General features: G+C 63.8%; 23 protein-coding genes. 11 read left to right on the top strand and 12 right to left on the bottom strand.

Translation table 11 applies throughout. The features are described 5' to 3' along the window. Window positions 1-172: 172 nt before the first annotated feature. Window positions 173-847 carry a RadC family protein gene (gene radC, locus KUV41_RS13085; RefSeq protein WP_206940371.1) on the bottom strand — a complete coding sequence of 225 codons (675 nt, stop codon included), beginning with the start codon at window positions 845-847 and terminating at the stop codon, window positions 173-175. A gap of 329 nt (window positions 848-1,176) precedes the next feature. On the opposite strand from radC, the gene coaBC reads away from it, so the two are divergent. The 5 genes from coaBC to slmA all read left to right on the top strand — a co-directional run bounded on the left by coaBC (window position 1,177) and on the right by slmA (window position 6,158). Next, the gene (gene coaBC, locus KUV41_RS13080) at window positions 1,177-2,478 is read left to right on the top strand and encodes a bifunctional phosphopantothenoylcysteine decarboxylase/phosphopantothenate--cysteine ligase CoaBC (RefSeq protein WP_222486459.1); all 1,302 of its coding nucleotides are present in this window, start codon (window positions 1,177-1,179) and stop codon (window positions 2,476-2,478) included. 142 nt (window positions 2,479-2,620) lie between these two features. Then, a complete protein-coding gene (gene dut, locus KUV41_RS13075) occupies window positions 2,621-3,061 on the top strand; it encodes a dUTP diphosphatase (RefSeq protein ID WP_374107049.1) in 441 nt (146 codons plus the stop codon). Window positions 3,062-3,109: 48 nt separating this feature from the next. Then, window positions 3,110-4,492, top strand: a complete 1,383-nt coding sequence (locus KUV41_RS13070) for a phosphomannomutase/phosphoglucomutase (RefSeq protein WP_206940377.1) — start codon at window positions 3,110-3,112, stop codon at window positions 4,490-4,492. A gap of 22 nt (window positions 4,493-4,514) precedes the next feature. Then, complete coding sequence (gene argB, locus KUV41_RS13065; RefSeq protein WP_206940380.1) at window positions 4,515-5,420, top strand: acetylglutamate kinase; 906 nt, start codon at window positions 4,515-4,517, stop codon at window positions 5,418-5,420. 129 nt (window positions 5,421-5,549) lie between these two features. Continuing rightward, window positions 5,550-6,158: a nucleoid occlusion factor SlmA gene (gene slmA / locus KUV41_RS13060; RefSeq protein WP_206940382.1), complete on the top strand. Its 609-nt coding sequence runs from the start codon at window positions 5,550-5,552 to the stop codon at window positions 6,156-6,158. A gap of 155 nt (window positions 6,159-6,313) precedes the next feature. Here the strand turns inward: slmA and rpoH are convergent, their stop codons facing one another. The 4 genes from rpoH to ftsY all read right to left on the bottom strand — a co-directional run bounded on the left by rpoH (window position 6,314) and on the right by ftsY (window position 10,451). Then, a complete protein-coding gene (gene rpoH / locus KUV41_RS13055) occupies window positions 6,314-7,180 on the bottom strand; it encodes an RNA polymerase sigma factor RpoH (protein WP_206940385.1) in 867 nt (288 codons plus the stop codon). 183 nt (window positions 7,181-7,363) lie between these two features. After that, window positions 7,364-8,422: a permease-like cell division protein FtsX gene (ftsX, locus tag KUV41_RS13050; RefSeq protein WP_261396043.1), complete on the bottom strand. Its 1,059-nt coding sequence runs from the start codon at window positions 8,420-8,422 to the stop codon at window positions 7,364-7,366. Window positions 8,423-8,424: 2 nt separating this feature from the next. Beyond that, entirely contained in the window at window positions 8,425-9,093 is a 669-nt protein-coding gene (gene ftsE / locus KUV41_RS13045; protein ID WP_206940388.1) for a cell division ATP-binding protein FtsE, read from the bottom strand. Further along, entirely contained in the window at window positions 9,090-10,451 is a 1,362-nt protein-coding gene (gene ftsY, locus KUV41_RS13040) for a signal recognition particle-docking protein FtsY (RefSeq protein ID WP_409995806.1), read from the bottom strand. Before ftsY ends, ftsE begins: the two co-directional genes overlap by 4 nt. Window positions 10,452-10,950: 499 nt before the next feature. Between ftsY and rsmD the strand changes: the two genes are divergently transcribed. Continuing rightward, window positions 10,951-11,577, top strand: a complete 627-nt coding sequence (rsmD, locus tag KUV41_RS13035) for a 16S rRNA (guanine(966)-N(2))-methyltransferase RsmD (protein ID WP_222486457.1) — start codon at window positions 10,951-10,953, stop codon at window positions 11,575-11,577. 193 nt (window positions 11,578-11,770) lie between these two features. After that, complete coding sequence (gene zapB, locus KUV41_RS13030; protein WP_222486456.1) at window positions 11,771-11,992, top strand: cell division protein ZapB; 222 nt, start codon at window positions 11,771-11,773, stop codon at window positions 11,990-11,992. A 145-nt stretch (window positions 11,993-12,137) separates the two neighbouring features. On the opposite strand, the gene KUV41_RS13025 is transcribed toward zapB, so the two are convergent. The 7 genes from KUV41_RS13025 to prfB all read right to left on the bottom strand — a co-directional run bounded on the left by KUV41_RS13025 (window position 12,138) and on the right by prfB (window position 18,876). Next, window positions 12,138-12,665, bottom strand: coding sequence for a GNAT family N-acetyltransferase (locus KUV41_RS13025; protein ID WP_206940394.1), 528 nt, complete (start codon window positions 12,663-12,665; stop codon window positions 12,138-12,140). Further along, the gene (locus KUV41_RS13020) at window positions 12,662-13,555 is read right to left on the bottom strand and encodes a hypothetical protein (RefSeq protein WP_222486455.1); all 894 of its coding nucleotides are present in this window, start codon (window positions 13,553-13,555) and stop codon (window positions 12,662-12,664) included. Before KUV41_RS13020 ends, KUV41_RS13025 begins: the two co-directional genes overlap by 4 nt. Next, window positions 13,552-13,863: a BolA family protein gene (locus KUV41_RS13015; protein ID WP_222238901.1), complete on the bottom strand. Its 312-nt coding sequence runs from the start codon at window positions 13,861-13,863 to the stop codon at window positions 13,552-13,554. The genes KUV41_RS13020 and KUV41_RS13015 overlap by 4 nt, the downstream gene beginning before the upstream one ends. Window positions 13,864-14,018: 155 nt before the next feature. After that, a complete protein-coding gene (locus tag KUV41_RS13010) occupies window positions 14,019-15,449 on the bottom strand; it encodes an MFS transporter (protein WP_222486454.1) in 1,431 nt (476 codons plus the stop codon). A 131-nt stretch (window positions 15,450-15,580) separates the two neighbouring features. Further along, a complete protein-coding gene (locus KUV41_RS13005; protein WP_206940401.1) occupies window positions 15,581-15,967 on the bottom strand; it encodes a hypothetical protein in 387 nt (128 codons plus the stop codon). Between the two features lie 144 nt (window positions 15,968-16,111). Further along, entirely contained in the window at window positions 16,112-17,641 is a 1,530-nt protein-coding gene (lysS, locus tag KUV41_RS13000; RefSeq protein ID WP_222164023.1) for a lysine--tRNA ligase, read from the bottom strand. 136 nt (window positions 17,642-17,777) lie between these two features. Further along, window positions 17,778-18,876, bottom strand: a protein-coding gene (prfB, locus tag KUV41_RS12995) for a peptide chain release factor 2 (RefSeq protein WP_347401316.1) whose coding sequence is annotated in 2 segments (ribosomal slippage) — window positions 17,778-18,800 and window positions 18,802-18,876 — 1,098 coding nt in all. Because the reading frame shifts where the segments join, the coding sequence is not laid out codon by codon here. A 362-nt stretch (window positions 18,877-19,238) separates the two neighbouring features. Here prfB and KUV41_RS12990 point away from each other — a divergent pair. From KUV41_RS12990 to KUV41_RS12975, 4 genes are all read left to right on the top strand, one after another. Further along, entirely contained in the window at window positions 19,239-20,870 is a 1,632-nt protein-coding gene (locus tag KUV41_RS12990) for a peptide ABC transporter substrate-binding protein (protein ID WP_222486453.1), read from the top strand. A gap of 95 nt (window positions 20,871-20,965) precedes the next feature. Beyond that, window positions 20,966-22,591 (top strand): peptide ABC transporter substrate-binding protein, encoded by a 1,626-nt coding sequence (locus tag KUV41_RS12985; protein WP_222486452.1) that lies wholly within the window; start codon window positions 20,966-20,968, stop codon window positions 22,589-22,591. Between the two features lie 112 nt (window positions 22,592-22,703). Further along, complete coding sequence (gene oppB, locus KUV41_RS12980; RefSeq protein ID WP_222164021.1) at window positions 22,704-23,630, top strand: oligopeptide ABC transporter permease OppB; 927 nt, start codon at window positions 22,704-22,706, stop codon at window positions 23,628-23,630. 9 nt (window positions 23,631-23,639) lie between these two features. Next, window positions 23,640-24,521 (top strand): ABC transporter permease, encoded by an 882-nt coding sequence (locus KUV41_RS12975; RefSeq protein ID WP_222486451.1) that lies wholly within the window; start codon window positions 23,640-23,642, stop codon window positions 24,519-24,521. Window positions 24,522-24,537: the final 16 nt, after the last annotated feature.

Here is a 24,537-nt window from a genome sequence, read left to right as displayed (position 1 = left end):
GCCAAGCTTCGCCATCCCGTTCGCGCCGTTGCCTGTCTCGTGTGTTGCATCGAAGCGGCAAGGGTGCGTTCACGGCGGTGGCGTGGCGTGGCGTTGTCGATGGTAGAGGATCCCGGTGTCGTCATGCGTCGTAGACGCCGCCGATAACCACCCGGTTCCTGCGCGCGGCGTATTATACCCACCCTCGCTCGGCAAATGACACCACTTCTGCGTCTCCCACCACAAAATGATCCAGCACACGGATATCGAACAGCCCCAGCGCCTCCCTCAGTCGTTCGGTGATTCGTCGATCTGCGCCGCTGGGCTCGGCAACGCCGGACGGATGGTTATGACACAGGATCAGCGCTCCGGCTCCCAGGGCGAGCGCCCTCTTGGCGACTTCTCGCGGATACACCGAGGCGCTGTCCAACGTGCCATGGAACAACACCTCGAATCGAATCACTCGGTGCTGGCTATCGAGAAACAGCGCGGCGAAGACTTCGTGGTCAAGGTGGCGCAGCTGGGCGGCAAGGAAGGCCCTCACTCGACTGGGGGAATCCAACGGCTGACCCCGTTCAAGGTGGCTCGCAAGATGCCGGCGCGACATCTCCTGGGCAGCCTGCAGCTGGACGAACGTCGCCACCCCCAGGCCGCGCTGGGCGCAGACCTCTTGCTGGCGAGCTTCAAGCAGCGCGCGCAGGCCACCAAACGCCACCAGTACATCCCGAGCCAGGTCCACGGCGGAGCGCCCTGCCACACCGACGCGCAGCAGTATCGCCAGCAGCTCGGCATCTGACAGCGCACCGGGCCCCATGGTTAAAAGCTTTTCCCTGGGCCTTTCTCCTTCAGGCCAATCCCGTATCGACATCCCTGTCTCCTTTATGAACAGCGCTCTTGCCGCGCTTTCTGGTCAGCCTGTGTTATCCGCCCCTCTGGCCGCCCGCTGTTGTCAGCCTTTCTAGTCAGCTCTTGTTGACTGCCCTTCTTGTCTGCCTGTCTGACCGCCCTCCCGCTGCCTTGTCCCGCTGTGGGTGGCGGCCTTTCCCTGGGTAGCGATGCGCGCCAGTGTCGGCGAGCGCCGACATACCTGATGAGTCTAGTGGCATCAGCGATGACCTGGGACGGGGGTGCGCGGCTACGCATGATCCGACACCGGTGGTAAGGTAGGACTCTTACCCCGGTCGTGGATCGTTTTGCATGCTTCAACCATCTTCCTCTACGCGCTATGGCCCTCCGGCGCTGCGCGCAGGACAGCGTGTGCTGCTTGGTATCAGCGCTGGCATTGCTGCCTATAAAAGTGCTGTGTTGGCTCGCTTGCTGGTGCAGGCGGGCTGCGAGGTCCAGGTTGTCATGACGGAAGGGGCACAGGCCTTCATCACGCCGCTGACGCTGCAGGCGCTGACGGGACGTGCGGTGAGGACATCGCTGCTGGATCCGGATGCGGAACTGGGCATGGGGCACATCGAGCTGGCACGCTGGGCCGACCTGATCCTGATCGCCCCCGCAACTGCCGACCTCATGGCACGCCTGGCCCAGGGCATGGCCAACGACCTGCTGACGACCGCCTGTCTGGCTAGCGATGCGCCACGGGTAGTGGCACCGGCCATGAACCAGGCCATGTGGCGCCATCCGGCTACGGCGCGCAATGCCGCCCAGCTGCGCGACGATGGATGGCAGTTGCTGGGCCCCGATCAAGGCGATCAAGCCTGCGGTGATGTAGGCCCTGGGCGCATGATGGAGCCCGAGCAGATCGTCACGGCCTTGTTCGGGGATACCACAGAGGCGACTGTCGCGGCACAGAGTGAAACGAACACACCGCCTTCCCCAGTGGCGCCCCATATCGTGATCACCGCAGGGCCGACGCGCGAGCCCCTGGATCCGGTGCGCTACCTGAGCAATCACAGCTCGGGCAAGATGGGATTTGCGCTGGCGCAGGCAGCTCGCGACAGCGGCGCCCGGGTCACGCTGATCGCTGGGCCTGTCAGCCTGCCTACCCCGGCCGGAGTGACTCGCATGGATGTGGATACCGCTGAGCAGATGCTCGCCGCGGCCGAAGGCCTAGTCGCCGATTGCGACATCTTCATTGGCTGTGCAGCGGTAGCCGATTACCGCGCCGCGGCACCCGCCGAACACAAGATCAAGAAGCAGGAAGGCGAGGACGGTCTGACGCTGACGCTGGTCAAAAACCCGGACATCATTGCCACCTTGGCGAGTCGCCACCCACGCCCCCTGATTGTCGGCTTCGCCGCCGAGACCCGTGACCTCGAGCGCTACGCCGAGGACAAGCTCAGACGCAAGAATCTTGACATGATCGTGGCCAATGACGTTTCCCGCGCAGGTCTCGGCTTTGGCTCCGATCGCAATGCGGCATTATTGATGTGGCGCGACGGCGACCAGGTCAACACACGCCACGAAGCCGAACAGGACAAGACGCGCCTGGCCGAGGCTGTCATCGCCCAGGCCAGCGCCTGTCTTGCCGCTCGCCAGCACCACGACTGACACTTCGCGCCGGTCGAGCGGTGCCGTGGCACTGTATCACTGCGGCCGACCATGCGGTCGCTGCACTACGCTCAACACGGGGGCCGGAAGCGCTCTCACGACTCAAGGATTTTGCATGTCCAGCACAACCACTCGCCCCACCATGGCGGTCAGGATACTCGACGAGCGCATCAAGGACCGCATGCCGCGCTATGCCACTGAAGGCTCCGCCGGCATGGACCTGCATGCGCTGCTCGATGCGCCGTTGACGCTGGCGCCAGGAGACTGCGAGCTGGTGCGTACCGGCCTCGCCATCCACATTGCCGACCCGGCACTGGCCGGGTTGATCCTGCCGCGCTCTGGCCTCGGCCACAAGCACGGGATCGTGCTCGGCAATCTGGTCGGCCTGATCGACTCTGACTACCAGGGCGAACTGATGGTGTCCGTGTGGAACCGCTCGGACCGCTCCTTCACCCTGGAACCCTTTGAACGCCTCGCCCAGTACGTGCTGGTGCCGGTGGTTCAAGCCAACCTGGAAGTGGTCGACGACTTCTCCGCCAGCCTGCGCGGTGATGGCGGCTTCGGCAGTTCTGGCCGTCACTGATCGCGACTCACCTGACCCAGCGCTACGTCAAAAGGAAAGGACCTGCCCATGACACACGTACCTTCCACGATCTTTCGTGCCTATGACATTCGCGGCATCGTCGACGACACCCTGACCGAGGCGGGGGTCGAAGCCATTGGCCAGGCCATCGGCAGCGAGGCCCAGGACCGCGGGGAAACCCGGGTGGTCGTCGCCCGTGACGGGCGGCTGTCCGGCCCCCGACTGATCCAGGCCCTGACCCGCGGCCTCACCGCCAGCGGCTGCGATGTCATCGACATCGGCATGGTGCCGACCCCGGTGCTGTATTTCGCGACCCATACTCTCGACGGCACCAGTTCCGGGGTCATGTTGACCGGCAGCCACAACCCGCCGGATTACAACGGTCTGAAGATGGTCCTTGGCGGCGAGACGCTGTCCGGCGACGCGATCACCGCGCTCTACACGCGTCTTGAGAACGGTGATCTGCGTTCAGGTCAGGGCCAGGTCTCCGAGCAGGACGTTCGCGAGGCCTATCTCGCACGCATCCTTGGTGACGTTTCGGTATCCGGCAAGATCAAGGCGGTGGTCGACTGTGGCAACGGTGTCGCAGGTGAGCTTGGCCCACAGCTGGTCAAGGCACTGGGCGCTGACACCATCCCCCTGTTTGATGAGATCGATGGCACCTTCCCGAACCATCACCCGGATCCGGGCAAGCCAGAAAACCTCAAGGACCTGATCAAGGCAGTGGCCGAGCACGGCGCCGATATCGGCCTGGCCTTCGACGGCGATGGCGATCGCCTGGGTGTGATCACCCCCAAGGGGCGACTGATCTACCCCGACCACCTGCTGATGGCCTTTGCCGAAGACATGCTGAGCCGCAATCCGGACGCCCGCGTCATCTTCGACGTCAAGTGCACCGGCAAGCTGATCGAGGTGATCGAGCAAGCCGGCGGCACGCCTGAGATGTGGCGGACCGGTCATTCTCTGATCAAGGCTCGCATGAAGGAAACCGGCGCCCTGCTGGCCGGCGAGATGAGCGGCCACATCTTCTTCAAGGAGCGCTGGTACGGCTTTGACGACGGTCTCTACGGCGCGGCCCGCCTGCTCGAAATCCTGTCCCGCTTCGACGGTGACGCCGACACTTTCTTTGATCGCTATCCGCAGAACATCAGCACGCCGGAGATCAATATCGAAGTGACCGACGAGACCAAGTTCGATCTGGTCGATCGCCTGGCTCGGGAGGGGGATTTCGGTGACGACGGCGTCAAGACTACCCTCGATGGCATCCGTGTGGACTACGCTGACGGCTGGGGCCTGTGCCGCGCGTCGAACACCACGCCGATGCTGGTGCTGCGTTTCGAGGGCAATGATGGTGATGCCCTGGCACGCATTCGCGAGCGTTTTGCCAAGGCTCTGGCGGCGGTAGACGCCTCGCTCACCCTTCCGAACTGAACCCGCAGGAGACACTACGCCAATGAGCGAACAGGCTCACGATCCGCGCCTGGTGGTGGAGGTCCTCTCTGAGGCCCTCCCCTACATCCAGAAGTTTTCCGGCAAGACCGTAGTGGTCAAGTACGGCGGCAACGCCATGACCGAAGATGCCCTTATCGACTCCTTCGCACGGGACATGGTGTTGATGAAGGAAGTAGGGATCAACCCCGTCGTGGTCCACGGCGGAGGCCCTCAGATCGGCGAGTTGCTGGCGAAGCTCAACATCGAGTCACGCTTTGTCGGTGGCATGCGGGTGACCGACGCCGAGACCATGGACGTGGTGGAAATGGTGCTGGGCGGCCTGGTCAACAAGGACATCGTCAATCAGATCAACCAGTGCGGCGGCAAGGCCATCGGCCTCACCGGCAAGGACGGCGCGCAGATTCGGGCTCGCCAGCTCAAGGTGGAACACCAGAGCCCGGAAATGACCGCTCCAGAAATCATCGATATCGGCCACGTGGGTGAAGTGGAGCATGTCTCCACGGACCTGATCGAAATGCTGGCCGCGCGGGACTTCATTCCCGTCATCGCCCCTATCGGCGTCGATGGCGAAGGCCATAGCTACAATATCAACGCCGACCTGGTCGCGGGAAAGGTGGCCGAAGCACTGGGTGCTGAAAAGCTGATGCTGCTGACCAATGTGGCAGGCCTGATGAACCGTGACGGCGAGGTGATGACAGGGTTGTCTACCGCGCAGGTCGACGAATTGATCGCCGATGGCACCATTCATGGTGGTATGCTGCCCAAGATCCGCTGCGCGCTGGATGCGGTAAAGGGCGGCGTGGTCAGCGCCCATATCGTCGATGGCCGCGTGCCCCACGCCACCCTGCTGGAAATTTTCACCAATGCCGGCGTCGGCACCCTGATCACCAACCACGCACCTGACTGATACCGCCCAGCGGCGCCAACAAGACTGACACGCAAGGAAGATGCGGTTCGCCAGCCAGATCGTCGAATCGCAAGGGAACTCGCCCGCCGGATAGCCTGGCGGGCCATCAACGATAAAGAACTCGACACCATGACGCAGGAAAACACCCCAAGCCGGCGGGACCAGATTCTGCAGGCCCTGGCCCTGATGCTGGAGGAAGACAGCGGCAAGCGCATCACCATTGCTGCCCTGGCCCGACAGGTGGGCGTCTCGGAAGCCGCGCTCTATCGCCACTTTCCGAGCAAGGCCAGGATGTATGAAGGTCTGATCAGCTTTATCGAGGAAACCTTGTTTGAACGCATCACGCGTATCCTCGACGAGCAGCAGGAGGCGCTGCCACGCTGCCATCAGATCATGACCCTGGTGCTGGCCTTTGCCGAGAAGAACCCCGGACTGTCGCGCCTGCTCGGCGGCGATGTACTGACCGGTGAAACCGCCAGGCTACGCCTGCGCATTCACCAGCTGTTCGAGCGCCTGGAAACCCAGTTCAAGCAGGTACTCCGCGAGGCGGAACTTCGTGAGGGACGTCGCCTGGCCATGCCGGCGAGCGCCAGCGCGAATCTACTGACAGCACAGATCGAGGGGCGTATCGCCCAGTACGTGCGCAGCGACTATCGCCACCGTCCCACCGAGTACTGGGAAGATCAGTGGCCTGCGCTGTCGTCTCAGTTGCTCAGAGACAGCGCGGTGCCTGCCTGATTCTGAGGGCTGCCGCGAACGGACCGGTCTTTACGCAAAGCGCCCGAACCTGACGGTTCGGGCGCTTCTTTTCGTGGGCTGGCACTGCTGCTGAACATAGCTTGCGTTCAGGCTTGCGTTCAGGCCAGTGCCGAAGGGACCTCCCCTACCGCCGCTTAGGCAGCCAGGGCATCGCCAAGACGCTCACGAATCTTCTTCATGGCGTTTTTCTCAAGCTGACGAATCCGCTCAGCCGATACCCCATAGACGTCCGCCAGCTCGTGCAGCGTCGCCTTGTTCTCGGCTAGCCAGCGCTGGGTCAGGATATCCCGGGAACGCTCATCCAGGTCCGCCAGCGCCCCTTGCAGGCGACGGGTGGCGTCTTCTTCCCAGTCGCTGTCCTCAAGCTGAGTCGCCGGATCCTGGCTGGCATCATCCAGATAATGCACCGGGGCCTGATACGCGCTTTCCTCGTCATCGGACGGAGCAGCATCGAAGCCGGCATCGTGGGAGGCCAGCCGGCCTTCCATTTCCCGCACCACCTCTGGCTTGACGTCCAGATCCTTGGCAATCGCATCGACTTCGTCGCTGTTCAGCCAGGCCAGACGCTTCTTGGCACCACGCAGGTTGAAGAACAACTTGCGCTGGGCCTTGGTGGTGGCGATCTTGACGATGCGCCAGTTGCGCAGCACGAACTCGTGGATTTCCGCCTTGATCCAGTGCACGGCGAAGGACACCAGCCTGACGCCCTGGGTCGGATCGAAACGCTTGACCGCCTTCATCAGGCCAACATTACCTTCCTGAATCAGGTCAGCCTGGGGAAGCCCATAGCCGGAGTAACTGCGTGCGATGTGCACGACAAAACGAAGATGGGACATGACCAGACGGCGGGCGGCTTCCAGATCACCTTCCTGTTGGAGGCGATGGGCCAGATCCTGCTCTTCTTCCACCGTCAGCAGGGGAATGCGGTTGACGGCTTGAATGTAGCCGTTCAGGTCGTGCCCCGGTGATAGATGACCCACCGGCAGAAGACTGTTGCTCATGTGCAGATTGTCTCCTCGAAGACCAACAAGATTTCGAATGCACCTTGGAGAAACACACGCTCAAAAAGTTCCCCTTTCGTCGTATAGCCCTTCAGGGTGCATCCGACGAAACCACCTGGTGGCGCCTCAGGCTTCGCTGACGACTCACGTGCGCTATGAGATGACCGTGCGCAACGTGATGACCTAGCGGGGCTTGATGCCCGCCAGATGACGACTGACGGCGATCCAGGCACCTAACCAGCCCAATAGTGTACTACAACTCAGCAATATTGTAGAACCAGCCGCCCCCAGCGCGGGCAGCTGGTAGTGTGCCCCATAGCTCGCAGCCAGCGACGCTACCGGGGCTGACAGCCAGTCACTGCCAAGGGTGAGCAATGCCCAGGCCAGCAGGCCACCGCCGAGCCCATACCAGGCACCGCTGTAAAGGAACGGGCGGCGCACGAAGGCATGGGTGGCACCAATCAGCGTCACCACTTCGATTTCCTTGCGGCGATTCTCCACCGCCAGCCGGATCGTGTTGCCGACCACCAGCAACACCCCCAGTCCGAACAGTACGCCTAACGCCAGCGTGACACGCCGTCCCACCTCGGCCAACTGCCGCAAGCGTTCGATCCAGGCCAGATCAAGGCGTACCTCCGCAATGCCCGGCATGGCCGTCAGCCGTTCGGACAACGCCGTCATTGCCTCGGGTGACGGCGACTGCGGCGATATCACCACCGAAGCGGGCAGTGGATTGGTCTCGAGTCGGGCCAGCGCGTCGTCAAGACCAAGCGCCTGCTGGAACTCCGCCATGCCCTCAGCCGCGGTAATCAAGCGCGTACTGGCGATATTCGACTGTGCCTCTATGGCCTCGAGAATACGCTGGGCCTGGGCCTCATCCACGCTCTTGTCCAGATAAGCGGTCAAGGTGGCGCTGGCATCGAGCTCTGCATCGACCAGCTTGGCACTGTCCAGGGATAGCCACAGCGCACTAGGGAGCACCAAGGCAATGGCGATGGCCAGCATGGTCAGCAGGCTGCCCACCGGCTGGCGAATCAGCCGGCGCAGGCTGTCGAGGCACATGGCCCGGTGATGACGCAGCCATGACCGCCACTGTCCTTGCGGCCTGGCGGACTGCTGACGGGCACCACCCTGGGCCGGCGTACCCGCGGTTCGACCGGCTGGTCGGTCCGACCTGGCGGCACCCCGACTGCGGGCTCCAGTGCTGCGCGGCGTGGCCGCTCTTCTACGGGGGGGATCCAGACTCACGCAGCCTCCTCATCACCCACCAGCCGTCCCTCGCTCAGGCGCAGGGTCCGGTGACGCAGGCGCGCAATCAGTGCCAGGTCGTGGCTGGCAATCATCACGGTGGTGCCGATGCGATGGAAATCTTCGAACAAGCCCATGATGTCAGCGGATAACTGGGGGTCCAGATTACCGGTGGGTTCGTCGGCCAGCAGCAGGGCCGGCTTGTTGACGACGGCACGGGCGATTCCAACACGCTGCTGCTCACCACCGGACAATTCGATCGGCAAGGCCTTCTCACGGTGCAACAGGCCGACCTTGTCGAGGGCGGCACGCACACGTCGAGCCGTATCTCGCGGCGGTAGTCCGCGGATTTCCAGCGGCAGCGCCACATTGTGATAGATGGAGCGATCAAACAGCAGCTGGTGATCCTGAAACACCACACCAATCTGACGCCGGTAGAAGGGCAGCTGGCTCGAGTGCAGCTTGTCGATGTCGTGTCCGGCCACCAGCACGCGCCCTCGACTCGGGCGCTCCAGGCGCATGATCAAACGCAGCAACGAGCTCTTGCCGGCCCCGGAATGCCCGGTGAGAAACACCATTTCTCCGCGGGAAACACGGAAGTCGATATTGGAGAGCGCCTCGAAGCGCCCTCCATAGCGCTTGCCGACGTGCTCGAAGGCGATCATTCGTCGCCGTCACTCGAGCGACGATCAAACAAGGCATCGACAAAATCCTCTGCCTTGAACGGTCGCAGGTCATCGAGGCTCTCGCCGACACCGATAAAACGAATCGGCGTCTTGAGTTGCTTCGCCAGGGCAAAGATGACGCCGCCCTTGGCGGTGCCATCGAGCTTAGTCAGAGTAATCCCGCTGACCGGCACGGCCTCGTTGAAGGTCGCCGCCTGGGACAGAGCGTTCTGGCCAGTGCCTGCATCCAGTACCAGCATGACCTCATGGGGCGCATTGGCATCCAGCTTGCCCATCACGCGGTGAACCTTTTTCAGCTCTTCCATCAGGTGGGACTTGTTGTGCAGACGGCCCGCCGTATCGGCGATCAGCACGTCGACTCCGCGAGCCCGCGCAGCGGCCACCGCGTCGTAGATGACCGAGGCACTGTCGGCACCAGTGTGCTGAGCCACCACGGGAACGCTGTTGCGCTCGCCCCAGACCTTGAGCTGCTCGACCGCGGCGGCACGGAAGGTATCTCCCGCCGCCAGCATCACGCTCTTGCCCTCGCGCTGGAAGCGCTGGGTCAACTTGCCGATGGTGGTGGTCTTGCCCACCCCGTTGACGCCCACCACGAGAATCACAAAGGGTCCGCCATCTTCCGTGGTCAGGGTCAGCGGATCGCTGACCGCCCCCAGCATACTGGCCAGCTCCTGCTGCAGGGCACGATACAGCGCCTCGGGATCCTTCAGCTCCTTGCGCGACACTCGCTCGGTCAGTGCCTCGATAATCTCACTGGTCGCCTCGATCCCTACATCCGCCATCAGCAGCTGGGTTTCGATATCCTCGATGAGGTCGTCATCGATCTGCTTGGCCCCCATGAACAGGTCGGCCAGCCCATCGCTAAGATTGGCCCGGGTCTTGCCCAGCCCCGCCCGCATGCGGGCAAACCACCCCTTTTTCTCTGCACCTTTATCGGCAGCCGCGACCCTCGGCTTTTCCTGCAGCGCAGGCCCGCTGGAGCGGTTGGGCTCGATGACCTCGGCGTGCTCGAGACGCTGAGAGGAGGGCTCTAGCTCTGGCTCTGGCGACGCCTCGACCGTCGGCGCATTCTCGTGCCCCGCTTCGGTCTCGACGGGTCGCTGGGGAGCGGCATCAGCGGCAGGCGTCCTTGTTTCGGAGGCCTCCGACGCTGCCTGAAGATCTCGCTCGGTCTTTTGCCCAGCCGCTGTCTCAACCCCTGTCTCAACCCCTGTCTCAGCCCCTGTCTCAGCACCCGGCTCGCGCTCTGGTTGGGCCGCAGGCGTGGCTGCGGCCTCGGGCTCGGCCTGCGAGGGGCTGGCCTCACGCAAGGCGTCAGGCTCGATGGGCTCCGGCACCAGCGCCTCGGCAGGCTCGCCAGCTGCTTGCTGCTGAGACTCGCTGTGCTGTTGCGCCGATGTGACATCCGAGTCTGCCCCGTGCTCAGCGGCCGGAGTCGACCTTTCCTCATCAGCCCGAGGTGCCGCATCGGGGGACGACTCAGCGTGATCCGGCGTCTCAGCAGGACCCTCGCTCGACCGCGTCTCTTCCTCGCGGGATGCCAGGTCCTGTGACTGCTGATCCTCAACGGGTGTTTCACCCGACTGCTTCTTCTTGCGCTTGAAAATACCGAACATGGATGACCTGCCGCCTCAGCCGGTGAACGAACCGCCACATCCTACCACCCTGCCCGTCTTCTGTGGACTCGCAAGGCAGGCTGTCGAACTCACTGGCGGACCTGTCAGCGGCTTTATGCGCCGTTCAAGGTCCAACCCAACCACCACCCGACGAACAAAGATGACGCTGAGGCCGTCCTTGGCATGACGCAGCCACTCGGCACGGGTAAAATCTCTCGCCATGAGCCGACATCGCCCTTCTCGACCGCGCCCCCGTCCCGGCGCCAAAACAGCAGCCACAGGCCGCGCCCCTGGCCAGCTGCGTATCATCGGTGGCGACCACCGACGCCGACTGCTGCCAGTCCTCGACAAACCAGGCCTGCGCCCGACGCCCGATCGCGTGCGCGAAACGCTGTTCAACTGGCTTGGCGGTACGCTCTACGGCAAGCGAGTGCTGGACCTGTTCGCCGGCACCGGCGCCCTGGGCCTGGAAGCGCTATCACGCGGCGCCAGGGCCGCCACCTTCGTCGAGCGTGATGGCCAGGTCGCCAAGGCCATCAACGACAACCTGGCCACGCTCTCCATCAGCAGCGCCGAGGTGATCACTCAAGATACCTTGACGATGCTCTCGAACCCGCCCGAGGTACCGTTTGACATCGCGTTTATCGACCCGCCCTTCCGCCAGGCACTGGCCGAACCCTGCTGTGCTGCGCTGGAGCAAGGCTGGCTGACCGACGATGCCTGGATCTATGTCGAGGTGGAAAGCGGACTGGAGCTGAGCGTACCGAAGCACTGGCATCTACACCGGGAGGTCAAGGCGGGCGACAGTTTTGGGCGACTCTATCGGCGTCATACGACGTCGAGCTGAGCCCTCTTACCGCCCCTTGCGACGTGCTTTCCGGGCCTCTCGACCAGTGCGCTGTGCCCAGGAAGGATGCTGGCACTCTCTATCAGACAGCGTCGCCGCGTCGCGACGCTTGTCCACCGACGAACTCGGCGTTACGCTCGTGCCATCGGGGCGCGCGTTGCGCCCTCACCCCACGTCATGTCAGGAGACGAGGATGAGCACGGAACTCTTCAACCAACTCGAAAAGAAGGTCACCAGCGCGCTGGAGGCCCTGGAATTGCTGAAACTGGAAGCTGAGGAGTTGCGCGAGGAAAACGCTCGACTGAAGCAGGAGCGTGAGGAGTGGGAGCGCCGTCTGACGGCTATCCTGGGCCAACTCGACGACGTGGATGCAGAACAGGGCAGCACGCAGCCAGCACCGGCGCACAGCGTCTAAGCATCACCATCCAGGCACCACGATCTAAGCACCGCGATCTAAGCACCATAAGCCACACCGCCCGATCCGAGGGCTCCAAGAGGAGCCCTTGAAGAGAGCCCCTTGAAGAGAGGCCCTTAAAGAGAGCCCCTTGCATCTCGCGCGCTTAGGCCAGCGTCAACGACATCAGCACCGCGTCGACGCGTTCACCACCCGGCTCGTGGGCGGCGCAGTGAGCAGCATAGTAAGCGCGACGCAGCCCATCCTGGGTGAAGCCGAGCGCACGATAGAGGGCGATCGCCTCAGCGTTATCCGCGCGGACTTCCAGCAGCAGCCTTTCTGCCCCCCAATCTCTTGCTTGCTCTACCAACTGCGACAGCAACAAACGACCGAGCCCCTGGCGCCGCGCATCTGTGGCCACCAGTATGGCCTCCAGTTCGGCTTCAAAGGGCAGCCGCGACACCAGCGCGTAGGCGGCTAGACCTCCGTTGCTATCCTCGACTCCCAGCAGCAGGCGCTGCTCATCGACGAAGGCCTGCTCAAGGGCCTGTGGCCGAGACAGTCGATGGGTCTGGGACGCCTCGAGAGCCTCGAGAGCAGCCAGGTCATCAGGCCTCAACTGGCGCACCACGAAGGGCTCGGTGTCCCGTCCAGGCTGCTGCCCAGCACCCCGCCCGGCGGATCCGGTCGTCATGCCTCGCGGCCCTGTTGCCATAGGGCTTGCCAGTCGGCACTCGATACCCACAAACGGCGCTTGGCCGTCGCACTGGTCAGCAGCTCATCAAGGCCTGGCCCACTCCATTGGGGGAGTGCCAGGGTGCTGGAATGCCCTGGTTCGCCGGCCGCTGTCGGTTCGGCGCCGGCAGCCTGCCCAGCTTCACCCAGGACCTGCATCAAGGCGTCTTCGTGGCCGAATACCAGCACGCGTTCAGGCGCCCAGCCCCGCCGGGCTCGACCAGCCACGAAGGCCTTGAGCCCTTGACGAGCCTCTTCCAGAGGACGCCTGACCGGCAACCCTTCCGCCAGAGGCCAGGTCAGCGTCTCGAATACCGGACGCTGCTCGGCCGTCACTCCACTGCAGTGCAGAATGTTGAACAGCAGCCGCTGATGCTCCACGCCCAACGGCGCCTGCTGGGCCACCAACAACAACCAGCGTCCATCGAGACAGGCCACCTGGCAGACAAAGCGCAGCGGCTCGGCGTCCTCGACACCCTCTTCTTCGCTGTCCAGTGCCGGTATGGCGCTGGTCGCCTCATCATCAGGCACCATATCGCCCAGCAGTGCTCTCGCCTTGCGGGCGACCGGCGCTGCAGGCTGAGACGGCTCTGGAGACGGCGCCTGGGCAGTGGACGCCGCCGCGACGGCGACGCTGCTGTCCTGGGCAGCTTCGTGGCTGCGCGCTGCAGGCACCTCATCCAACAGCGCGTGCAAGCCTCGGGCCCCCGTTTCCGGCGGCTGCTGAGGCTCCAGCTCAGGCCAGTCACAGACCTCGGTTTCCCGCGCATTGGGAAACTGATACCGGGCGACCCAAGCGGTCAACCCCATGGCATCCAGATAGGCCAGTCGTGTCGGCTCAGGCGTCACGAGCGCGAGCCACCCATGCAGTTGGGCGAGTCAGGGCGTGCCGCGCCACGGCTCTGCCACTCGCCAGGGGTGTAGAGGTGGAGGGCCAGGGCATGCACCGGGCCGGACAGCTCATCGGCCAGCAACGAGTAGATCTGCTGGTGACGCTTGACCGGCATCAGGCCGGCGAAACGCTCAGACACCAGCGTCACCTTGAAGTGGGTTTCCGAATTCGGCGGCACGCTATGCATGTGGCTTTCATTCTCGACCACCATTTCGGTGGGTTCGAGAGCCGCGAGCTTGTGTTCAATGGTCGCCTGAATACTCATGATGAAATCTCTTGTCATTGCCTCGGTAGAGACGGCAAACATGGCTACGATGGACGTCAATTCGACGCACCCCTGCATGATTGTCGCGAAGGCACGACAAACCTTGCGGGCTGTCCTCAGTACTATGCCATTGTACGCGTTCACAGCCTGGCTGACTAAGCTTGACCTGATGCCTCGCGGCGGGCCGCCTTCTTTTCTTCTCGGGCGATACGGTACGCACGCTGGGCCATCGGCAGTCGCACCAGGCTGATCACCAGCGCCAGCAAGGTGGTGGCAGCGCCCACCCACAACGACTGCTGAACCCCCGCACCGACCGCCAGACACAGGCCCACCAACGCCACCCCCAGCGACTGCCCCACCGTGCGGGTGGTACTCATCACGCCAGAGGCGTTGGCACTGCGAGACTTCGGCACGCTGGTCATCAACTCACGATTGTTAGGCGGCTGAAACAGGCCAAAGCCAGCGCCACACAGGGCCGTGCGCCATAGGCTATCGAGGGCCGTCGCATCGCTGTCCAGGCTGGCCAGGCTGAGCAACCCCACCAGCAGTACGGCAAGGCCGACACTAGCGACCAGACCGGGATTGAAGCGATCTGCCAGACGCCCGGCCAACGGACCGACAATCATGATGGTCAGTGGCCAGGGAGTGAACAACCAGGCGGTGTGCAGGGCCGAGTAGCCCATCTGCTGCTGATACAGAAACGACAGCGCGACGAAGGTCAGCCCCTGGCCGATAAAGGCCGTACCCTGGGCCGACACGGCCAGGCTGAAGCGTGGCTCGCGAAACAGTCCCAGCGGCAGCAGCGGATGCGGCGCTCGCCCCTGGCGATGGATGAAGGCCCACGCAGACCCCAGCGTCACTGCCAGCCACAACGCGATATCCAGCATCGGCGCACGATGGCCAATGGCATCCATGGCCATGAACAACCCCGCCAGCATGGCCATGGACGCCAGCGCGCCAGGTCCATCGAAGCTTCCCTCGCGGCGAGTCTCCCTGGGCAGCGCCTTCCACGCCATGAAGGCCGCGGCGATCCCCAACGGCACGTTCAGCGCAAACAGCCATGGCCAGTTGGCCACCGACAGTACCAGCCCGCCGATAGAAGGACCTGCAGCATAGCCACCGGCCACCACCAGCGACGACAGGCCAAGTGCGCTACCCAACAGGCGCGAGGGGAAAATCGAGCGGTACAGGCTTGGCCCGATGGACAACGTGGCTGCGGCTCCAATGCCTTGCAAGGCACGAAACACCAGCAGGGTCTCGAAGTTAGGCGACAGCGCGCTGCCCAGGGCGGCCAGCACAAACAGCGACAGCCCGGCGACGTAGACCTTGCGCCGACTGAGCAGCTCGCTGGCCGCTGCAAATACCAGCAGCATCGCCGCGCAGACCACCTGAAACAGGTTGGTGATCCATACGGCACGGGCGTCCGACACGCCGAGATCGCGAGCCATGGAGGGCAGCGCGATATTGATCATGGTGGTGTCGACCACCGCCATCAAGGTGCCCAACACCAGGGCGATGACCGCCAGACGACGTTCCGGCCCGGGCAGGCCATCGTCGCCGTCACGGGTAGAGAACAGTCGACTCATGCAGGTATCGTCCCGTCCTGGGGCGTCATGGGGAACCAACGCGAACGCTGACAGGACCGGCCTGGGCCGGTCCTGTCAGCAAAGAGGCGCGTTGCACATGCGGCAAGCAGGCCTGCCGCTGGGTGCCGAGCTCAGTCCTGTTCGAGGTCGGCCAGCAACTCGTCGTCAACCTCGGAGATTTCAAGCGCCGCCTCGCTATCCAGATCGATGGCCAGATAGCTGTGCTCGACTTGAAGGAAACGCTGGAACAGTGCCCAGTCCAGCGATTCAGGCCACTGCCGCTCGTCCTCTTCCCAGGCGCGCAGCTCGTTCTCGAGCACCTCGAGATATCGCTCGCGAACGAAGGCTTCCAACGCCTCGGGAGTATCCATTTCTGGAATCAGGTAGACCGTACTCTCGCGGTCGACGTCGGACAGGTTGAGATCGTCATCGCCCATGGTCGGTTCCAGGGCATTGATCCAGTCAACAAAGTGCTGGGTGGGTCTGACGCTCAGTGCGGAGCGGTTGAGCAGTTTCATCGCGATCTCCTCGACGTCGAATCGCAGTCTCGAATCGCAGCCATTATGGGTGCTATGGGCGTCCCTTGCCAATAAAACCCGGCCGCTGCGGCGCGGTTTCGCCTGCGGCCGCTCGGAAAGGCTCCCAGCGGCCGCCCGTTTGGTTCACGCGTCGCCGGCTTCCGGGCGCATGGCCGGGAACAGCAGCACGTCGCGAATCGACGGGCTGTCGGTGAACAGCATGACCAGACGGTCAATCCCGATACCCTCACCAGCGGTGGGCGGCAGCCCGACTTCCAGTGCGCGCACGTAGTCGGCGTCGTAGTACATTGCCTCCAGATCGCCGGCATCCTTCTCGGCAGCCTGGGCACGGAAGCGCTCGGCCTGGTCCTCGGCATCATTGAGCTCCGAGAATCCATTGGCAATCTCGCGGCCGCCGACGAAGAACTCGAAGCGATCGGTGACGAACGGGTTGGCGTCGTTGCGGCGTGCCAACGGGCTCACCTCCGCCGGATATTCGGTGATGAAGGTCGGCTGATCCAGACGCGACTCGGCCACTTCCTCGAAGATCTCGGTCTGCAGCTTGCCAAGCCCCCAGCCGTCCTTGACCTTGATACCCAGTCGGCCGGCCAGGGCGCGGGCAGGCTCGAGTTCGTCGATGTCCGCTGCCTCGATGCCCTCGCCGTGGGCCAGAATCGCCTCACGCAGGGTCATGCGCACGAACGGCTGACCGAGATCGTAGGTGGAACCCTGGTAAGTCAGGGTGGTGGTGCCCAGCACCTTCTGAGCGATCTCCCGCAGCATGGTTTCGGTCAGGTCCATCAACGCCTGGTAGTCCACGTAGGCCCAGTAGAACTCGACCATGGTGAACTCAGGGTTGTGGCGGGTGGAAAGCCCTTCGTTGCGGAAGTTACGGTTGATCTCGAAGACTCGCTCGAAGCCGCCTACCACCAGGCGCTTGAGATAAAGCTCCGGCGCGATACGCAGGTACATGTCGATGTCCAGCGCATTATGGTGGGTAACGAAGGGACGCGCGGTGGCCCCACCGGGAATCGGCTGCAGCATCGGGGTTTCCACCTCCATGAAGCCGCGATCCTCGAAGAAGCGGCGCATGGCGCTGATGATGCCGGCGCGAGTCTCGAACACCCGACGCGAGTCCGGGTTCATGATCAGGTCGACATAGCGCTGGCGGTAGCGCGCTTCCATGTCGGTCAGGCCGTGGAACTTGTCCGGCAGCGGACGCAGGCTCTTGGTCAGGAGCTTGGCCTCACGCATCATCACGTACAGGTCGCCCTTGCCGGATTTGTGCACCGGGCCATGGCCAGCCACGATGTCGCCGATGTCCCAGCTCTTGATGTCCTCGAGCAGGGCGGGATCGAGCCCCTTCTTGTCGACGTAGAGCTGAATCTGGCCGCTGACATCCTGAATCACGATGAAGGGACCACGCTTGCGCATGATGCGCCCGGCCACGGCCGCCTCACGCCCCAGCGATTCCAGCGCTTCCTTGTCCTTGTCGCCAAGCTCGGCATCGAGTTCGGCCGCCAGGCTGTCACGGCGAAAGTTATTGGGAAAAGCACTGCCACCTTCGGCCTCGGCCAGCTTGCGACGGGCGGCAAGCTTGGCGCGGCGTTCCGCGATCAGACGGTTTTCTTCGGCGGCGGCGTCCTGAGGGGAAGGCGTATCCTGTTGGGCCATGGCTAGTCGTCTCTGTCACGAAGGGGAAGGCCAACGAGCGACCTTCCCGGATGGTCCCGGCAGGGACCCATGAATGATGGTGGCGAAAGGCCCCAGGCACGAGCGCCTGGGGCTGGGTGGCGGCGTCGACGGTCGCTTAGAGCCCCTGCTTGAGGCTGGCGACGATGTACTGGTCGAGGTCGCCGTCGAGCACCTTGTCGCAGTTGCTGGACTGCACGCCGGTACGCAGATCCTTGATGCGCTGGTCATCCAGCACATAGGAGCGAATCTGGCTGCCCCAGCCGATGTCGGCCTTGGAGTCTTCCGCTTCCTGCTTGGCGGCGTTGCGCTTCTGCATCTCCAGCTCCCACAGCTTCGCCTTCAACTGCTTCATGGCGAAGTCGCGGTTGGCGTGCTGGCTACGCTGGCTCTGGCAGGACACCACCACGCCGGACGGCTCATGGGTGATGCGCACCGCTGAGTCGGTGGTGTTGACGTGCTGACCACCGGCGCCACTGGAGCGATAGGTGTCGACCCGCAGGTCCGCCGGATTGATCTCGATCTCGAAGCTGTCGTCGATTTCAGGCGACAGAAACACCGACGCAAACGAGGTGTGGCGGCGACCGCCAGAGTCAAACGGACTCTTGCGCACCAGGCGGTGTACGCCGGTCTCGGTGCGCAGCCAGCCAAAGGCGTACTCGCCCTGAATATGCACCGTCGCCGACTTGATCCCCGCCACTTCACCGGCAGACAGCTCAGTGATCTCGGCCTTGAAACCGTGGGCCTCGGCCCAGCGCAGATACATACGCAACAGCATGTTGGCCCAATCCTGAGCCTCGGTGCCGCCAGAGCCTGCCTGAATGTCCAGGTACGCGCTGTTCTCGTCCATCTCACCGGAGAACATGCGACGAAACTCAAGCTTCTCGAGATTGGCCTGAAGCGAATCAAGCTCCTTCTCAACTTCCGCCACGGTCGCTTCGTCGTCTTCCATCTCGGCCAGTTCCAGCAGGTCACGGCTGTCGCCGAGCCCCTGGTCCAGCTCGTCGATGGTGGCGACCACCAGCTCCAGCGAGGCGCGCTCCTTACCGAGCTTCTGAGCGTAGTCCGGGTCGTTCCAGACCGCCGGATCCTCGAGCTCGCGGGTCACTTCTTCTAGCCGATCTTTCTTTTCGGCATAGTCAAAGATACCCCCTAAGAACATCTGTCCGCTCAGACAGGTCCTTGATCTGGTTGTGAATCGGATTGGTTTCCAACATGGTGCTCGCCTTGTGTTGTCCCTCGCCACAGGGCGGCCAGGGCACGTGAAATGGGCTTTGGTCGAACGTCGCCAGGGGCAACGCGATAAAGGGGGAGCATTGTAGCCAAAACGTCTAACCCCGTCATCCTGACCAGGGCGGCCACCCCTCATGGCAAAAGGGCTCGCGCCGGGCTATCGACGAAACGCAAGACGCTATGAAAATTTTCGTCTGGACAGCACCAGCGACTCAGCGCGATGGTCATTAGCGACTAAGCGGGCTTAGCCGATGTCGTACACCTTGTGCGACCTTCTCAGGCTAGCCGCAGGCGCTACCAACGGCCCTGCCCGCCACAACAATGCCAACATCAACAAGGAACTGACATGATCGCGATCCGTCCTCGCTGGGTGCGCCAGCTAGGGCTGGCCTCTGGCCTGACCCTGTCCACACTGGCTGCCGTCATCGCCGCACCGGCCATGGCCGAGACTCTCGACCTGGGCGTCACCGGCGAACTCGCCTCCTTCGACACCTCCCAGATCTCGGGCGGTATCTGGGAATCCCAGATCCTGATGGACGTCTACGAGGGCCTGGTCAAAAAGTCTCCGGAAGGTAAAGTCCTGCCCGGCATGGCCAGCGACTGGCAGGTCTCCGAGGACGGCAAGACCTGGACCTTCAGCCTGCGCGAGGATGCCCGCTGGTCCGACGGCGAACCGGTCACCGCCGAGGACTTCGTGTTCGGCTGGCGCCACCTGCTGGACCCGGCCAACGCTTCCAAGTACGCCTACATGCTGTATCCGCTGGTCAATGCCCGGGAGGTCAACACCGGCGAGCTTGCACTGGAAGAACTGGGTGTGGAAAGCCGCGACGATGGCCGCACTCTGGTCGTCCAGCTGAACCAGTCCACGCCTTACTTCCTGCAGCTGTTGACCCACTACACCGCCTACCCACAGCCGCAGCACACCTTCGAGCAGTACGGCAAGGAGTACGTGGATCTCGAGCACATCGTCACCAATGGCGCCTTTACCCCTACCGAGTGGATCTCCCAGTCACGCATCACCACGGTCAAGAACCCCGAGTACTACGAGGCCGACCAGGTGGCGCTGGACGGCGTGCGCTACCACACCATCGAGGATCGCAACGCCGGCGTCTCGCGCTTTCGCGCGGGCGAGCTGGACATCATGCGCGAGTATTCCTCGAGCATGTATCCGCTGTTGAAGGAAGAGATCCCCGAGGCCACCCACATGGCCACCTACCTGGGCAGCTACTACTACGTGTTCAACCATCGCGACGGCCATCCCACCGCCGACCCCAGGGTGCGCGAGGCGCTCAACATGGCCGTACGCCGCGACGTCATCGCCGACAACATCATGGGCGGCACCTTCCAGAAATCACTGTCCTTCGTGCCCGATGGCATCGATCACTACCAGGTCCAGAACGCAGCCTTCGACGACGCCGAGGGCAACGACATCACCGGCGATTTGAACGCCCGCATGGCCCGCGCCAAGGAACTTCTCGAAGACGCCGGCTACGATCAGGGTAACCCGCTGACCCTACGCCTGCGCTATAACACCACTGACGAGCACAAGAAGATCGCGGTGGCAGTGTCCTCCATGTGGCGACCGCTGGGGGTCGAGGTGGAGCTGGTCAACGCCGAGGCCACGGTGCACTACCAGACCATCGCCGAGGGCGACTTCGACGTGGCCAGGGCCGGCTGGATTGCCGACTACAACGACGCCGAGAACTTCCTGGCGCTGCTGCGCTCCGGCGTCGGCAACAACTACGGGGCCTATGCCAACGAGGCGTTCGATACCCTGTACGACGAGGCGGCCACGACCCTCGACCTGGATGAGCGCAAGGCCATCATGGAACGTGCCGAGGCCCTGGCCATGGACGACGACGCGCTGATCCCGATGCTGTACTACGTCTCACGCAACCTGGTGAACCCGGCGATCAGCGGTTGGGAAGACAACATCGAGGACGACCATCCCTCACGCTGGGTTTCCTTCGAGGAATAGACAAGGCTGTCACCGACAACCTGAGCTTCCCCGGTCCCGAGGCCCTCTCGGGACCGGGCCACTGTCTCCTCGCCGCTCCGCAAAGGATACCCCCCATGTTGCATGCCGATTCTCGTGCTGGCTCGTTCTCGACCTTGCGGTCCGTGGCCCGTGCGATCTTCACGCTGGCGTCCGCCTCACTGGCCCTCGGCGCTCAAGCCGCCACGCTGCAGGTAGGCAACGGTGCCGAGCCCAGTACCCTGGATCCGCAGAAGGTCAACGGCAACTGGGAGAGCCGGATCACCCGGGAGCTGTTTGATCGGCTGATCAATTACGGCCCCGACGGCTCACTGGAACCGGGCCTGGCCGAATCCTGGACGCTGTCCGACGACGGCCTGGTCTACACCTTCACACTGCGCCAGGCTTACTGGTCCGACGGCGAGCCGATCACCGCCGACGATGCCGTCTTCGCGCTGCAACGTCTGGTGACGCCGACCACCGCCAATCACAACGCCAACCTCTACTACCCCATCGTCAACGCCCGGGCGATCAACACCGGGGAGGCCGAGCCGGAGAGCCTCGGCGTCAGCGCGCTGGACACCCACACCCTGGAAATCCGGCTGTCCGAGCCCACCGCCTATTTTCTTCAGGCCATGGCGATGACCGAGGCCGCCCCACTGCCCCGTCACCTGCTGACAAGCGGCGTCGAGGACTGGACCCGGCCAGGCACCCTGGTGGCCAGCGGCCCCTTCGTGCTGGCCGACTGGAAGCCCCAGGACAAGGTGGAAGTGACCCGCAACCCCCACTACTACGCCGCCGACGAGGTGACCCTCGACGGCGTCGACTTCCACGCCATCGAGGACACCTCGGCGCTGATGAACCGTTTTCGCTCGGGCGAACTCGACATCGCCTACGGCGCGGTGCCTTCCGCGCGGTTCGACTGGGCCCAGGAGAACCTGAGCGAATCGCTGCGGGTGGGTCCGCTGATCGGCAGCTACTTCTATATGCTCAACCTGCGCGACGGCACGCCGCTCAGCGATAAGCGGGTGCGCGAGGCACTGAATCTGGCGCTCGACCGCGAGGTGATCACCGAACGCCTGCTGGGCATGGGCCAGACGCCGTCCTACTGGTTCGTGCCGCGCACCATCGCTTCGCCCACCTCGGCCCGCCTCGACTTCCATGACCAGGACATGGACAGCCGCCGGGCCCGTGCCAGCGAGCTGCTGGATCAGGCCGGCTACGGGCCCGATCGACCGCTTGAACTGGAGCTTTCCTACAACACCCTGGAAGACCACAAGAAGATCGCCGTGGCCATCGCCGCCATGTGGCGCCCGCTGGGTGTGGAGATCGAGCTGGTCAATCGCGAGGCGGCGGTGCACTTCGCCGGCCTGCGCCAGGGCGACTTCGAGATCGCCCGCTACGGTTTCGTGGCCACGGTCAACGACCCCTACGACTTCCTCAACGCCTACGCGGCGGGCGGCTCGGCGGCGGCCAGCACCGGCTACGCGGATCCCGAGTACGACGCCCTGGTCGAGGCCAGCACCCATGAGCTCGACGTGGCTCGACGCGCCGCGCTGATGACCGAGGCCGAGCAGCGCCTGCTGGAAGCCGACGTGATGCTGCCGATCTACGACTACGTGGTCGTCAATCTGGTCTCGCCGGACGTCGAGGGCTGGCAGCCCACGGCGCTCGATGTGCATCCGCTGCGCTACGTGTCCGTGGACGAGGCAGCCGCAAAATGAGCAAGCCCGGCCCCACCCTACCGCTGGGACACCCTCGCCCAGCCCCGATCCATGAACCCATTGGGCGCGGCCGCGAACGCCCCGCCCGCCGCCGCAAGCGAGGAACGGCACCATGCTGAGCTATACCCTCAAGCGCCTGGCTCAGGCCATTCCGACGATGCTGATCGTCATCACCATCGCCTTCTTTCTGATGCGCATCGCTCCCGGCGGCCCCTTCGACGGCGAACGCGCGCTGCCACCAGAGATCGAGGCCAACCTGATGGCCGCCTACCACCTGGACGAGCCGCTGTGGCAGCAGTACTTCCGCTATCTGGGCAACCTGGCCCAGGGCGACTTCGGCCCCTCGTTCAAGTACAAGGACTTCACCGTCACCGAGCTGATCATGCAGGGCTTTCCGGTCAGCCTTCAGATCGGCGGTCTGGCGATGCTGCTGGCGCTGGCGATCGGGCTGCCGCTGGGCATCATTGCCGCGCTGAAACGCAATACCGCCGTGGACTACGCGGTCATGGGCACGGCCCTGGCCGGGATAGCGGTGCCCAATTTCGTGGTCGCCCCGGTGCTGGCGCTGGTCTTCGGGGTCATGCTGGGCTGGCTGCCTGCCGGTGGCTGGAACGACGGCGCCCTGCCCAATCTGATCCTGCCGGTGATCGCCCTGTCGATCCAGCAGATCGCCTACATCGCCCGCATGATGCGCGCCAGCATGATCGAGGTGATGGGCAGTCACTATATTCGCACCGCCCGGGCCAAGGGCCTGACCGAGGCCGAGGTGGTCTGGCGCCACGCGCTGCGTCCGGCGTTGCTGCCGGTGACCTCCTACTTGGGTCCGGCCATCGCCGGCATCATCACCGGCTCGGTGGTGATCGAACAGATCTTCGGCATCCCCGGGATCGGGCGTTACTTCGTCCAGGGCGCGCTCAACCGGGACTACACCCTGGTGATGGGCACGGTGGTGTTCTACGGCGCGCTGATCGTGCTGATGAACCTGATCGTCGACCTGATCTATTCCGCCCTCGATCCCCAAATCCGCTACGACGACTGAGGCGACGCCATGACCACCGATACCCTCGCCCCCAGCGCCCCTACCGGCGACAGCCTTGGCCGCGACGCCTGGCGGCGCCTGACTCAAAACCGCGCCGCCATGGTCAGCCTGTGGCTATTGGGCGCCATGACCCTGGCCTGCTTTATCGGCCCCTGGCTAACCCCCTGGGGGCTGGCCGACGTTGACTGGAACGCCTTTGACGTTGGGCCCACCCTGGAGGGTGGCCACTGGCTCGGCACCGACGCCAACGGCCGCGATCTGCTGAGCCGCACCCTCTACGGGGGCCAGGTGTCGCTGTCGGTGGCGCTGGTGGCGACCTTCGTCAGCCTGATCATCGGCGTGCTGTATGGCGCCATCTCCGGCTATGTCGGCGGTCGCCTGGACAACCTGATGATGCGCTTCGTCGACATCATGTACTCGCTGCCCTTCATGTTCCTGGTGATCCTGTTGATGGTGGTGTTCGGCCGCAACATCTTCCTGATCTACGCCGCCATCGGCGCGGTGGAGTGGCTCGACATGGCCCGCATCGTGCGCGGCCAGACCCTGGCGCTCAAGCAGCGGGAGTTCGTCGAGGCGGCACACGCGCTGGGCGTCAAGGACGGCAAGATCGTCACCCGTCACCTGATTCCGAACGCCATCGGCCCGGTGATCGTCTACGTCACCCTGACGGTGCCCAAGGTCATCCTGCTGGAGAGCTTCCTGTCGTTTCTCGGCCTCGGCGTGCAGGAGCCGCTGACCAGCTGGGGCGTGCTGATCTCCGAGGGGGCCGACATGATGCAGACCTCACCGTGGATGTTGCTGGTGCCCTCGGTGTTCCTGGCGCTGACGCTGTTCTGCCTGAACTTCCTCGGCGACGGCCTGCGTGACGCCCTGGACCCCAAGACCCGCTAAGTGACGACGGAGACGC

It is taken from the genome of Halomonas sp. DP8Y7-1 (assembly GCF_019801685.1).
GTDB lineage: Bacteria > Pseudomonadota > Gammaproteobacteria > Pseudomonadales > Halomonadaceae > Halomonas > Halomonas litopenaei_A.
This window is presented reverse-complemented; position numbering and strand designations above follow the sequence as displayed.